The following is a 13,806-nucleotide window of genomic DNA, read 5'->3' as shown; positions in this document are numbered from 1 at the left end:
CCGCGCGGCATCTCCGCGTTGGCATCGAACGGACTCGACCCGGCCCGGTACTGGCCGTACTGCTCACTGCTCTGGTGCGGCTGGCGCCCACCGGGGGCAGCGGGGCCGGGCCGGCTCTCGTTCTCGGTCATGAACCCAGACTCGCGCCTGCGCTTATGAGCAACCTGTGGAAAACCCTCAGGCTTTCCTGAGAAGAATCAGCTGAGAATTCTCAGCCGCTCTCAGCCGGGAAGTGCGTCCGTGTCGTGCCGACACGAGCCCATCAGTGCTCGCCACCCGCGACCGTCACAGAGCCAGCCCAGCCCACACAGAGCCAGCCCCGCCCGCGAAAAGCTCCAGCCCAACTCGTCAAACCGGCCGCTGCACCTCCTCTCTAGCCTCGCGGCCCATCGCCATTCCCGCATCCTCCGTCTCTCCCACCACGCGTCAGTCAAAGAAACTCGGCACGTCCAACGCCCCTCCCGATGCCTCGAACTCGTCGTGCACGGCTTTGCGCAGGCCCGCGTCGGCGAGATAATCGGCGGCCGTCAGAGCCAGGCCCAGCGCACCGTCGACGACCGCTTGATCACCCGTCGGCGACCCGGCCGCCTCGGCGAATTCCTTGGTGTGCAACGCGACCGTCGGCCCGGACACCGCGATCATCGGATGCAGCGCGGGCATGCGGAACGACAAGTTTCCGAGGTCGGTGCTCCCGGTCAGGAACTCCGGCACGATGCCCGGCGGCAGCGGTTTCCGCCCGGTGCCCTGTTGATTGACCGACCACCGGCCGGCCAGTGTGGTGTTGAACCGGATCGGCAGGTATGCCGGCTGCGCGTCCCAGCGCAGTTCCACCCCGCAGCCCGTCATTTCGGCTGCGCCGTGGGCGATCGCGGTCATCCGGTTGGCCAGGTCGCGCAGCGTCTCCGGATTCGCCGACCGGAGATAGAACAAAAGAGCCGCCCGGGCAGGAATGACATTCGGCCGTGCGCCGCCGTCCGTGAAGATACCGTGCACTCGGTCGCTCGACGGCAACTGTTGCCGCAGCGCGGACACTCCTTGATAGGCCGCCACCGCGGCGTCGAGCGCATTGCGGCCCATGAACGGCTGAGCCGAAGCATGCGCGCCGACGCCATGGAAAACCATCTCCAGTTGTCGCCTGCCGAGGAACGGGTGCAGTGCGATGTCGTGGCTGAACGGATGCAGCATGATCACCGCGTCGACATCGTCAAAGATCCCGGCGCGAGCGAGCGTTTCCTTGCCGCCACCGCCTTCCTCCGCGGGAGTGCCCACCAGCGACACCCGACCGCCGAGCCGTTCGGCCACGGCCGCCGCGCCGAGGAATCCGCCGGCTCCGGCCGTGCAAATAACGTTGTGCCCGCAGCCATGCCCCAATCCGGGCAGGGCGTCGTACTCGGACAGGACTGCGATGTGCGGCCCGTCGTTGCCCGGAGTTCCGGTGCGCAGCGCGGTGTCCAGCCCGCCGAGCCCGACGGTTACCTCGTGTCCGTGCGCGCGCAGCAATTCGGCGAGCGCGCCGACTGACCGGTGTTCGGCGAACCCTTCTTCCGGGTGCGCGTGCAGATCCTGGCTGAGCGCGACGAGTTCGCCGGCTCGGGCGCGCACTTCTTCTTCAACCGCAGCACGGGTTTCCGCGTCGGCTCCGGCGTGGTCGGAGCCAAGCGGTTCGGCGGCGGCCACGGCATCGGCGGTGGCTTCGATGAGGGAACGGAGGTGGCTGTCGTCGGGCGGGACAGGCGCGGCGTGGGTCATGCGGGGAATGCTATCTCCGAACCCCGACAAAAATGGATCACTGCACGTCGGACAGCCGACCGGAGACGAGTTGGGCGACCCCGAAGTACTGCTCGCGCACTTCGTCGAAGCCCCGCGCGCGCAGGTTGGCCGCGATCTCCCCGCGGTCGAACATGCGTTGTCCGCTGACGATTCCTCCTGCGGTGTCGGCGATCCGGGTCACCTGGCAGTCGCGGCGAGCGCTCGTGAGCAGGACGATCCGGCCGCCGGGACGCAGAATCCGGGTGAACGAATCAAGCGCGCGTTCCGGCTCCGCGAACATGTGCAGTGCGGCGAAACAGCAGACAGCGTCCACAGTGGACGAAAGCAGTGGCGGCTCGACCGCGTCGGCGCGAAGGTAAGTCACGGCCGGCGAATCAGTTTCTTCGACCGCGCGCGAAAGCATGCTGCGTGCGCCGTCCAAGCCGACCGCAAGCCCGTCCGGTCCCACTGCGTCCCCGAATGCGCGCGTGAACCGGCCAGTCCCGCACGCGACGTCGAGCACGACCTGGCCGGACTGCAGCGCGAGCCGTTCGGCGGCCAGGGCGACCTCGTCGGCCATGCTCGGGCCGCCGGGACCTTTGAGGACGCGGCCGAGCACTGGCCGCCAATAGCGTTCGTAGACCTGCGGCAGCAGTGTGGTGCGCATGAGCCGTTGGGTGAGTCCGGTGGGCGGGCCTGCCTGGGCGGCGTCGCCGAGCGTGTCGAGGAAGCCGTCGACCGTCGTGGCCGGCTCGCTGAGCAGGTCGGCGAGCCGTTGCCGGGTGCTGTGATGGGGCACTGGGGTCCTCTCGATGGGGATACCGGTCGATGGGGATACCGGCAGTATGCGGCATCAGTGGCTAACTCGTTCGAGTGAAGATCGGTCCGATCAAGCGTTCGAGGCCCGGCATTGTCGGTGCCTGTTCCTAACGTCGTCCGCACGGTCTCCGACCCGCGGAGACCAGCGAGGAGGACTGTCTGATGACCGCACCGATCTTTCGTCCGATCGACCTGCCCACCGGTGAAATCGCCGTGCGCGGGGACTTCGACCTGAGCGCCGCGTCGCAGTGGCTCGCCGGGGCGGGCCCGGCGGGATCCTTCGCCGCCGAACCGGGCGTGCTGCGGCTGGCGTTCCCGGTGGAGGGGACCTGGACCCATGCCGGGGCCGCGATCCGGCAGAGATCCCCGGGGACGGTCGAAGTCGGCGTGGCGGCGCCGGTGGAGATTGCCTCGCGGGTGGTCGCGCAGGTGAGCCGGATGCTCTCGCTCGACGTCGACGAATCCGGTTTCGCCGAGGTCGCGAGCCGTGACTCCGTGGTCCGGCGGCTGCAGGCTCGCCACAGCGGAGCGCGCCCGGTGCTGTATTCGTCGCCGTACGAAGCAGCCTGCTGGGCCGTGCTCACCCAAGGCATGCGGGCCCGGCAGGCGATGCGGTTGCGGGAACAGCTTTCAGCGCGGCACGGCCGCCAGGTGGGCGACGACGGGCCGGTTTCCTTTCCCGCGCCGCAGATTCTGGCCGAATTGGGTGACGAACCGTCAGTGGGGCCGTTCCGGCTCGCACGCCTTCGAGCTGTCGCCCGGGCCGCAACCGACGGCCGCCTGGAAACCGAAGAGCTGCTGGCTCTGTCGATCCCCGACGCGATGACGCGGCTGTGCACGATTCCGGGCATCGGAGCGTTCTCCGCCGAGCAGATTCTGCTGCACGGCGCGGGACATCCCGATTTCTTCCCGCGGCTGGACACCCAGCTTCACCAGATCCTGTGCGCGGAATACTCGTTGCCTCCCGACACTCCACCGGACGAGCTCGAACCGCTGGCTGAGGACTGGCGTCCGTATCGGTCGTGGGTCGCGCATCTCTTCCGGCTCGATCGGTTGAGGACGGCGGAGTCCGGGGAGGTGGCGGACTGAGCGGTTTCTGAAGTCGCGGATCCACGGGAGGGAGACGCTATGGAGTGAGGCCGCCGCCATACCGAATCGCGGCCGACGGTTGTTGCCTGGGCACTCACAGGGGCCAAATAGGGCCTGTGGTGAGGTGTCCGCGTGACTACGCCTGTACTCGCCGTCTCGACTGTGCTCAGTGCTCGACCGGGTACCGGAGAAATCTCTGGTGCGGCCATGGCAGCGGGCACTGGGACAGTCGGTGCGGCGCTGGAGCAGGCGAATACGCCGAGCGTCATCACGTTGGTCACCGGCGGTATCGCCTTGCTGGTGGTCCTCGCAGGCGGGACGCCGTGGCGGTTCGCCCGCAACGTCATCACGATCGTGCACGAGGCCGGCCACGCGCTGGCGGCGGTGACGGTCGGGCGGCGGCTGCGGTCGATCCGGCTGCACTCGGACACTTCCGGGGTCACCGTGTCGCGTGGCAAGCCCGAGGGGCCGGGGATGGCGTTCACGGCCTTGGCCGGATACGTCGCGCCGTCGGTACTGGGGCTGCTGTTCGCGAGCCTGGTCGGAGCCGACCTGATCACCGCGGTGCTCGTGCTGGTCGCGTTGCTGCTGCTGGGTGTGCTGATCATGGTGCGCAATGCCTACGGCGTGTTCACGGTGGTGGCGAGTGCCGTCGTGCTCGGGCTCGTGGCTCTGGTCGCGCCGAAGGTGGTGCAGGCGCCGTTCGTGTATCTGCTGACCTGGTTCCTGCTGTTCGGCGGGGTTCGGCCGGTGGTGGAGCTTCAGCTCAAACGGCGACGCGGCCAAGCGCGGGACTCCGATGCCGATCAGCTGAGCCGGTTGACCGCCGTGCCTGCGGTGTTGTGGGTGCTGGTGTTCGGCGTGCTCACGGTGAGCTGCGTCATCGCGGGCGGGCTGTGGTTGCTGCAGCCGTTGGGGCTGTGATGCTGCCGTAGCGGTTCTGGCGTGCGGCGCGCTGACGCGGACGGTCGCGGGGTCGCGTGGGGTGACTGCGTGGGGCCGCTGGGATGCGGCGGAGCGGGTCGGTGGTTCGGCGGCGACGTCCGTGGGCATCGAGGTCTGGTCGCGCTTGGTGCATGTGGACCGCGTGGTTGGCGCTCTGGGCGTTGAGGTGGCGTGAGGCATGGAGGGCTGCGCGGGCGTGCTGTGGCGGTTGAGGCCGTGGGCTGGTCTGGTGCGGAGCGGCTAGCTGCTGGGCCGGACCGCCGGGTGAGTTCGTGGCGGTCCGGGCCCGCTGGGCGGAAAGCAGGGCGGCGGACGGCGTGAGCGCGTGACCGCGTGACGACGCGATCGCGGACCGGAGCACCGGCCGCACCCCAGCAGCACCAGCGGCTCGCGTGGGTGCGTCCCCGGTTACGGCGGCAGGCCGCGGACAGCGACGCAGCGGTCGTGAGCGGCGGCGTTGTCGACCATGTAGTCCACCAGGAGACTGGTGCCGTGAGTGTCCCGAGGGCTGAGCCCGTCGTCTCCCCATGTGGGCGGTACGGCAGACTGGACGTCTGCTGAGCCGCCGGAGGGAGACAGGCGATGGACGAGGTCGCGAAGGCCGTCGAGGAGTGTGCGCGGGCGGCGAAGGCGGCTGCGCCGTCGTTGGCTGCCGCCGGGGACGATGCGGTGGATGCGGCGCTCGTCGGGATGGCGGAGCGGCTCGTCGAGCACCGGGACGAGGTGCTTGAGGCCAACCGTGCCGACGTCGCCAAGGCTACTGCTGACGGGATGAGCGCCGGTCTGCTCGATCGGCTCACCATCACGCCCGAGCGGCTGGACGGGATGGCTGCGCAGCTGCGGCTGCTAGCCGGAGCTCCGCACCAGGAGCGGTCCGTCCCCGTGTCCACGTTGGACGGTGGGCTGCGGCTGGTCGAGCGGCGGCGTCCGGTGGGTGTCATCGGTGCGAACTACGAGGCGCGGCCGAACGTGACCGTCGATGTGGCGTCGCAGTTGGTCAAGTCGCGTAATGGCGGCGTGCTGCGGACGGGGTCGGCGGCGCTGGGGTCGGCGCAGCGGTTGCGGGACGTCGTGATCGCGCCCGCGCTCGAGGCCGCCGGGATCAACCCGGACGTCGTGCAGTTGGTGCCGCGCGTTGAGCGGGAGGCGGCGTCGGCGCTGGTTCGGTTGCCGGGGCTCGTGCCGCTCGTCATCCTGCGCGGCAGCGGCGACAGCACGCGCGCGCTGGCGACTGAGGCCGCGGTGCACGGGGTGCGCACGTTGGCGCATGCCGACGGCGGCGGGGTGCTGTACGTCGACGCCGCGGCGGATGCGGACAAGGTCCGTGACCTCGTGTTCTCGAGCCTCGACCGGCTTGGCGTCTGCAACCGGCTGAACCTGCTGCTGATCCACGAGGACGTGCACGACACGGTGTGGCCGCAGATCGAGTCGGCGCTCGCCGAGCGCGGCGTCACGCCCTCGCTCGCGCCGCACGAGCATCCGATCGGCTACGAGTGGGCGCTGGACTCCGAGCGGGAGGCGACCGTCACCGTGGAGAAGGTCGGCGGGCTCGTCGACGCGGTCGAGATCGCGAACGAGCGCACGTCCGGGCTGGCCGCGGGGATCGCGACCGAGGACCCGGCGGCCGCGGAGCAGTTCTTCGACGGCTACACCGGCACCGGCGTGTTCTGGAACGCGCCGACCCGGCTGCTGGACGGCTTCAAGCTGCTCGCGGTGCCCGAAACCGGCATCAACCTCGACCGGGTGCCGGGTCCGCGCGGACCGGTGACCTACACCGACCTGTACGTCCGCCAGTACGCCGTGGTGCCTGCCTGACCTGGCCGGAGCACGATGAGCGGATGGGCACGATGACCGGGCGGCCGCACGTCCTGCTGTCCGCGGCGCAATCGCTGGACGGCTATCTCGACGACGCCGGCAGCACCCGTCTGCTCCTGTCCAACGAGGACGACTTCGCGGAGGTCGACCGGCTCCGTGCCGAGGCTGACGCGATCCTCGTCGGCGCGGGCACGGTGCGGGCCGACAATCCGCGGCTCCTCGTGCGCTCCGCCGAACTGCGCCGTGAGCGCGTCGCGGCGGGGCGGGCGGAGCAACCGGTCAAAGTGACGGTCACCAGCAGCGGCAAGCTGGATCCGGCGTCGCGGTTCTTCACTGTCGGCGACGCCGAGAAGCTCGTCTACGCGCCGAGGGGCAGTGCGGAGAGCCTGAGCGCGGTCGCGACTGTCGTGGATGTCGGCAGTCCGCCGCAGCTCGGGCGCGTCCTGGACGACCTCGGCGCGCGGGGGATCCGGACGTTGCTCGTCGAGGGCGGCGGGGCGGTGCACACGCAGTTCCTCGACGCCGGGCTCGCCGACGAACTCCGGCTCGCGGTCGCGCCGGTCATGGTCGGCGACCCGCGCGCGCCGCGGTTTCTCGGGCCGGGTGCGTTTCCGCGACCGCTGGAATTGACGGAAGTGCGGCGGCTCGGGGAAGTTGCGGTGCTTCGGTATCGCGCGGCGGCTGAACCGTCGTCGCTCGATCTGCTGCGGTTGCGTCAGGCCATCGAGCTTGCCGACGAGTGTCCGCCGAGTTCGACGTTTCGGGTCGGCGCGGTCGTCGGGTTGCCCGACGGGACGGTGCTCGCCACCGGGCATTCGGGCGAGGGCGATCCGCATAATCACGCGGAAGAGTCCGCGCTGGCGAAGCTCGATCCGCACGACCCGCGGCTCGCCGACGCGACCATGTACAGCTCGCTCGAACCGTGCAGCGATCGCGCGTCCCATCCCAAAAGCTGCACGCAGCTGATCCTCGAGACGGCTATTCCGCGGGTGGTGATGGCCTGGCGGGAACCGTCGTTGTTCGTCGAGGCGGAGGGGGTCGAGCGGCTGGTCGCGGCCGGTCGTCGGGTGATCGAGGTGCCGGCGTTGGCTTCGGAAGTGCGCCGGGCGAATACGCATCTGCCCGGCGTTCGGCCTTGATTCCTCAAAGCAGCTGACAGATCGGGCGCTGCGGCATGGAATCCGCAGCGCCCGATCGGAAAACCTAGCCGGTCAGCAGCCTCCGTTGTCGGTCCAGACGCCCCACTGGCCGGTCGTGCCGGGTTCCTCGCCCTGGGTCCACCATTTGGCGGTCCATTTGTGGCTGTTGTGCGCAACCACGGCGCCGCCGTTGTAGACCTGCGTTTTCTGCCATTCCGGTGCCGAGCAAGTCCCCGGGGGATTGCTGGTCGGACTGGTCGGGCTCGTCGGCGGAGTGGTCTGCGGCGGGGTCGCTCCAGCGAACCGGGTGGTGAACTTCGTGAAGTCCCAGTCGTTTTGCTGGACGTTCGAGCACACGCTGTTGTCGGTGGTCGTCGTGCACTGTCGGTCGCGGTTCACCGCCCAGAAGGTGAACCGGCCGAGGTGGTGGCTCGTCGCGTAGTCGTACACGGTCTGGAAATCGGAAACGTTGAAGATTTCCGCCGAATCGGATTTCCCGTTCATTCCCGAGAAACCCTCGTGCGAATACGCGGTGTCGCTGTCCCAGCCGAGGTGGCTTTGGAGCAGGCCGTGGAACGCCTCGAGCGCGGACACCTGCGACGCGCCGCCGCCGGTGAAGCCGCCGTCGAACGGCATGATCGAGAAGTCGTTGGGGGAGAAGTCGATCGACTTCGCCTGGTCCAGCAACTGGGTGCCGAACCAGCCGGTGCCCGCGGCGGTGCCCGGCATGGTCACCGAGACGAACAGCCCGGGGTTGTCCGCCTGCAGTTTCTTCGCGGCGCCGAGTTCGTTCGCGATGGCGGCGGTGTCTTCGTATTCGGGTTCTTCGAGGTCGAAGTCGATGGCTTTCAGGTTGTATTTCGCGACGACCTGCTGATAGGCCGCGGCGGTCGCGTCGACGGTCCCGCAGGTCTGGCCCAGCTTCGTCCCGCCGTAGCCGCCGACTGAAACCGACACGTCGCCGCCGTTGCCGCGGATGCGGTTGATCGCGTCGCCGACGGTCGTGTCCGAGGAAACCGGCGTCGTGCCGTCCCAGGTGGGACTGCATCCGCCGCTCTTGGGCGCGAGGATGAAGGCGAGCTGGAACGCTTTCTGCCCGGTCGCGTTCATGACGGTCACCGGGTCGGGCGGGTTGTTGCTCTGCGGCATGAGGTACGGCGCGGCGGCGTACCAGTTGTTGTCGAGGGCGGTCGACGTCCCGGTCTGTGCGTGGGCGGTCGCGGCCACGACGGCAGCTGCCCCGGCCACGGTAGCGGCGGCGACGAGTGTGGCGGCCAGTCTGCTTCGCTGCATCTGTCCTCCGGCGAACATGCGGAAAATTGATGCGGTAAGCATTGGACTAGACCATTATGAAGTCAAGGTGCGGTCGGCTGCTCTTGTCCGGCGGACGGCGGGTTCGGGGGGTATGCCGGAATTCGGTTCGGCGGGTTCACCCTTGCGGCGCAACGGTTCCGCGCAAAGGGACGCGGACCGCGGGGGCGAGTGGTCCGCTGCGGGGAAGGGGGACGGCGGTGCGGTGGGACTGGCGCCGCCAGAGGGGTGAGGCGAGGACTGCGGTGGTGAGGGAAGAGGGGGAGACGGTGACGGTGCGGTTGGACTGGACCGGGGCGGCCAGGAGGCGCGGGGCGAGGGCTGCGGTGGCTGATCGGCGGGGGAGGTTCGGAAGGCTCGGTGAGTGGTGGCGGGGGCAGTGGTGGTGGCGTGGCTGGAGTGGGCGGGCTTGGCGGTGAGGCCCGGGGTGGCCTGTGCTGGTCGTGAGTGCTGACGGGGTGGACGCGCGGCGGGTTTGACGGTGGGCCCCGGGGGCTGCCTGGCGGGGGACGCGGGCGTTGGCGGGTGGTGGCGCGGTGGGTTTGGCGGTGAAGCTCCGGGGGCTGCCTGGCCGGGGCGCGGGCGCTGGCGGGGTGGTGGCTTGGTGGGCTGGTGGTGAGCCCCGGGGGTCGTGTGGCGCGGGTCGCGGGCGCTGGTGGCGTGGCTGGGACGGGCGGGCTTGGCGGTGAGCCGGGGGCAGTTCGCGGACGCTGGTGGGTAGCGACGCGGTGGGCTTGGCGGGGATGACTGACGTTTCGGTGGCTGGGCACAGATGCTGGAGGTGGGTGGAGCGGACTCGGCGGCGCGGTTGGTTTCGGCGAGTCCGAGGCGAGGGCACGGGGCGGGGTAGTGGCCGGGAGGCGCGGCTTGGTGCGGCTGGGCTCCAGGCGGTGCGGCGGGCTGGAGTGGCGCAGCGGCTGGGGCGGTGCGGCGGGCTGAAGCGGCGCGGCGGGCTGAAGCGGTGCGGCGGGCATGGCGGTGATGCACGGCGCAGTGGGGCGACGGCGGCTGGTCGGAGGGGAGAACGGCCGGGAAGCGGCCGGGTAGCGAAGGTCGGCGACGCGGTTGGCCTGGTGAGTTGCGGGCAGAGGCGGTGTGCCGCGGGCAGGGTCCGGCAGCTTGGCAGATCGCGACCGTCGGTTGCAGCGGAAGTGCCGGTTCCCGGATAAGCGGGGCCCAGACGAAACTGCCGAGCGGGTGAAAGAGCCGAGCCGGTTCGCCGACAGCCAGTTGACCGGGTTGCCTCAGCTGGTCAAACCCAATCCAGCCAAGGCAACCCGGAACAGCAGGATCAGTCGTTCTCCAGATCGCCTTCCAGCGTCAGATACACCTCGCGCATCTGCGCCAGCAACTCCGGATCCGGCTCCTCCCACAGGCCTCGATCCGCAGCTTCCGTCAGGCGTTCGATGATTCCCCGCAAAGCCCACGGGTTCGCATCTCGCAAGAACTGCTGGTTTTCCTCGTCCAGCACATACGACTGCGACAACTTCTCGTACATCCAGTCGCCCACGACGCCGGCAGTCGCGTCGAAGCCGAAGAGGTAATCCACGGTTGCCGCGAGTTCGAAAGCGCCCTTGTAGCCGTGGCGGCGCATTGCGGACAGCCAGCGCGGGTTGACCACTCGGGCGCGGAAGACTCGGGCTGTTTCTTCGCCCAAAGTGCGGGTACGGACGGCATCGGGTGTGGTGGAGTCGCCGACGTAGGAAGCGGGGGCGGAGCCGGTCAGGGCGCGGACGGTGGCGATCATTCCGCCGTGATACTGGAAATAATCGTCTGAATCCGCGATGTCGTGTTCGCGGGTATCAGTGTTCTTCGCGGCCACCACAATGCGTTTGTACGACGATTCCATGTCCTCGCGCGCGGGACGGCCGTCCAGGTCCCTGCCGTAGGCGAAGCCGCCCCAGACTGCGTAGACCTCGGCCAGGTCTTTGTCGTCGCGCCAGTTTCCGGAGTCCATCAAGGGGAGCAGGCCGGCTCCGTAGGCGCCTGGTTTCGAGCCGAAGATGCGGGTAGTGGCTCGGCGTTCGTCACCGTGATCGGCCAGGTCCGCGGCGACGTGGGCGCGGACGTAGTTGGAGGATTCCGGTTCGTCCAGGGAGGCGGCCAACCGGACGGCGTCGTCCAGCATGGTGATGACGTGCGGGAAGGCGTCGCGGAAGAAGCCGCTGATGCGGACTGTCACGTCGATCCTCGGGCGGCCCAGTTCGGACAGCGGGATGGGCTCGATGCCGGTCACGCGGCGGGAGGCTTCGTCCCAGATCGGCTGGATTCCCAGCAGGGCAAGGACTTCCGCGGCGTCGTCGCCGGAGGTGCGCATGGCGGAGGTGCCCCAGACCGAGAGGCCGACGGACCGTGGCCAGTCGCCGGTGTCTTCGCGGTAGCGGCGGAGCAGGGAATCCGCCAGGGCCTGGCCGGTTTCCCACGCCAGGCGGCTGGGGATGGCTTTCGGGTCCACCGTGTAGAAGTTTCGGCCGGTGGGCAGGACGTTCACCAAGCCGCGCAAGGGGGAACCGCTGGGGCCTGCGGGGATGTAGCCGCCGTCCAGGGCGTGGAGGACCGCGTCTGCTTCGGACGAAGTGCCGGCCAGGCGGGGGACGATTTCGGTGGCGGCGAAGGTCAGGACGCGGGCGACTTCGGCATCAAAAGTGCCCAGCACCTCGGTGACCGCTGAAGAAACCGAATCGGGGGACCACGAGCGGGTCTCCATAAGAGAAACCAGTGTGTGGGCGGTCTTTTCGATGGCGTCCACTTCGGACAGCGGGGCGTCCGAGTTTTCCTTCAGGCCGAGAGCGGAGCGCAGCCCGGGAACGGCGCCTTGCTTGCCGCCCCACATTTGCTGGGCTCGGAGCATCGCGAGGACCAGGTTGACACGGGCTTCGCCGACCGGGGCCTCGCCCAGGATGTGCAGGCCGTCGCGGATCTGGGCGTCCTTCACCTCGCACAGCCAGCCGTCGATGTGCAGCAGGAAGTCGTCGAACTCCGCGTCGTGCGGACGTTCCTCGACGCCGAGGTCGTGGTCGAGTTTCGCGGCCTGGATGAGGGTCCAGATCTGGGCGCGGATCGCCGGGAGTTTCGCCGGGTCCATCGCGGCGATGTTGGCGTGTTCGTCCAGCAACTGCTCCAGGCGGGCCAGGTCGCCGTAGGACTCGGCGCGGGCCATGGGCGGGACCAGGTGGTCCACGATGGTCGCGTGCGCGCGGCGTTTCGCTTGCGCGCCTTCGCCGGGGTCGTTGATCAGGAACGGGTACACCAAAGGCAGATTGCCCAGTACGGCGTCGGGGGCACAGGCGGCGGAGAGGCCGGCGGTCTTGCCGGGCAGCCATTCCAGCGAACCGTGTTTGCCGAGGTGGACGACGGCGTGCGCGCCGAATTCTTCTTCCAGCCAACGGTAAGCGGCGAGGTAGTGGTGGCTCGGCGGCAGGTCCGGGTTGTGGTAGATCGCGACCGGGTTTTCGCCGAACCCGCGCGGCGGCTGGATCATCAGGATGACGTTGCCGGACTGCAGCGACGCCAGGACGATGTCCCCCTCGGGATTTGCCGACGTGTCGACATACAGCGAACCCGGTGCGGGGCCCCAGTGTTCTTCCATCGCTTCTTGCAACTCGACCGGCAAAGAAGCGAACCACGAGCGGTAGCGGGCGGCGGGGACGCGGATCGGGTTGCCGGACAGCTGTTCCTCGGTGAGCCATTCGGGATCCTGGCCGCCCGCGGCAATCAGGGCGTGGATCAAGGCGTCGCCGTCCGGCTGGTCGGTGCCGGTCGGGTCGACGCCGGGGAACGCCTCCGCGCCGAGGTCGTAGCCGCGTTCGCGCATGAGGCGCAGGAGCTTGATCGCGGAAGCGGGGGTGTCCAGGCCGACCGCGTTGCCGACGCGCGAGTGTTTCGTCGGGTACGCGGACAGCATCAAGGCGATCCGGCGAGAAGCAGGCGGGGTGTGCCGGAGCCGGGCGTGCGCGAGGGCGATGCGGGCGACGCGGGAGGCGCGTTCGGTATCGGCGACGTAGCGGGGGAGGCCGTCGTCGTCGAATTCCTTGAAGGAGAACGGGACGGTGATGATCCGCCCGTCGAATTCCGGTACCGCCATCTGGTTGCCGGCGTCGAGCGGGGACAGGCCGTCGTCGCTGGCGGACCAGGTTTCGCGGTCGCTGGTCAGGCACAACGCCTGCAGTACCGGCACGTCGAGCGCGGCCATTTCCGCGACGTCCCACGATTCATCGTCCCCGCCCGCCCCGGCTTCCGACGGACGGGTGCCGCCCGCGGCGAGGACGGTGACCAGCAGGGCGTCGACCTTGCCCAGCTCGGCCATCATCTCCGGCGCGCGCGTGCGCAGGGACGCGGTGTGGATCGGCAACGCCCGGCCGCCCGCGGACTCGACCGCGTCGGCCAAGGCGTGCACGAAACCGGTGTTCCCGGACAGGTGGTGCGCGCGGTAGTAGAGGATCCCGATGACCGGTCCGTCGTTCGAGGACGCCGGTCGCGAAAGCACGCCCCACGACGGCAGTTCGGCGGGCGGCTCGAAGCTTTCGCCGGTCAGGAGCAGGGTGTCGGACAGGAACCGGTGCAGCTGCGTGAGGTTCTCCGGACCGCCCTGCGCGAGGTACAGATGCGCTTGCGCGGCGATCCCGGCCGGAGTCGTGGAGAGCTTCATCAGCTCCGCGTCCGGCGTCTGCTCGCCGCCCAGCACGACCACGTGCGCACCGGACGCGCGCAGCGTGTCGAGGCCTTCTTGCCAGGTCCGCGGCGTGCCGAGAATGCGGACGACGACGATCGACACGTCTTCCAGCAGCCCGGGCAGATCGCCGAGCGGAAGCCGGGACGGGTTGCCGAGCCGGTAGTCCGCGCCGCTGGCCCGGGCGCTGAGCAGGTCGGTGTCCGAAGTGGACAGCAGCAGGATCACGGCGTTCCTCACTCGGGGTGTCCGCGCCCCGGGTCGTCGGGC

The 13,806-nt window shown here is 69.4% G+C and carries 8 protein-coding genes; 4 read left to right on the top strand and 4 right to left on the bottom strand.

Annotated features, from left to right (window positions below):
• Window positions 1-426 precede the first annotated feature (426 nt).
• Together ACZ7OI_RS35765 and ACZ7OI_RS35760 are read right to left on the bottom strand one after the other, a co-directional pair.
• Complete coding sequence (locus ACZ7OI_RS35765; protein ID WP_470268504.1) at window positions 427-1,749, bottom strand: M20 family metallopeptidase; 1,323 nt, start codon at window positions 1,747-1,749, stop codon at window positions 427-429.
• A 37-nt stretch (window positions 1,750-1,786) separates the two neighbouring features.
• On the bottom strand, window positions 1,787-2,548 hold the full coding sequence (locus tag ACZ7OI_RS35760; protein ID WP_470268503.1) for a class I SAM-dependent methyltransferase: 762 nt from the start codon (window positions 2,546-2,548) through the stop codon (window positions 1,787-1,789).
• A gap of 182 nt (window positions 2,549-2,730) precedes the next feature.
• Here ACZ7OI_RS35760 and ACZ7OI_RS35755 point away from each other — a divergent pair, with 182 nt between their 5' ends.
• From ACZ7OI_RS35755 to ACZ7OI_RS35740, 4 genes are all read left to right on the top strand, one after another.
• Window positions 2,731-3,657 (top strand): DNA-3-methyladenine glycosylase family protein, encoded by a 927-nt coding sequence (locus ACZ7OI_RS35755; RefSeq protein ID WP_470268502.1) that lies wholly within the window; start codon window positions 2,731-2,733, stop codon window positions 3,655-3,657.
• A gap of 207 nt (window positions 3,658-3,864) precedes the next feature.
• Window positions 3,865-4,581, top strand: coding sequence for a M50 family metallopeptidase (locus tag ACZ7OI_RS35750; RefSeq protein ID WP_470268501.1), 717 nt, complete (start codon window positions 3,865-3,867; stop codon window positions 4,579-4,581).
• Window positions 4,582-5,184: 603 nt separating this feature from the next.
• Window positions 5,185-6,417 (top strand): aldehyde dehydrogenase family protein, encoded by a 1,233-nt coding sequence (locus tag ACZ7OI_RS35745; protein WP_470268500.1) that lies wholly within the window; start codon window positions 5,185-5,187, stop codon window positions 6,415-6,417.
• A gap of 32 nt (window positions 6,418-6,449) precedes the next feature.
• Window positions 6,450-7,556 (top strand): dihydrofolate reductase family protein, encoded by a 1,107-nt coding sequence (locus ACZ7OI_RS35740; protein WP_470268666.1) that lies wholly within the window; start codon window positions 6,450-6,452, stop codon window positions 7,554-7,556.
• A 72-nt stretch (window positions 7,557-7,628) separates the two neighbouring features.
• Here the strand turns inward: ACZ7OI_RS35740 and ACZ7OI_RS35735 are convergent, their stop codons facing one another.
• Window positions 7,629-8,849, bottom strand: coding sequence for a chitinase (locus tag ACZ7OI_RS35735; RefSeq protein WP_470268499.1), 1,221 nt, complete (start codon window positions 8,847-8,849; stop codon window positions 7,629-7,631).
• 1,309 nt (window positions 8,850-10,158) lie between these two features.
• On the bottom strand, window positions 10,159-13,764 hold the full coding sequence (cobN, locus tag ACZ7OI_RS35730; protein ID WP_470268665.1) for a cobaltochelatase subunit CobN: 3,606 nt from the start codon (window positions 13,762-13,764) through the stop codon (window positions 10,159-10,161).
• Window positions 13,765-13,806: the final 42 nt, after the last annotated feature.

The organism is Amycolatopsis sp. NPDC114503 (genome assembly GCF_055633655.1).
This window is presented reverse-complemented; position numbering and strand designations above follow the sequence as displayed.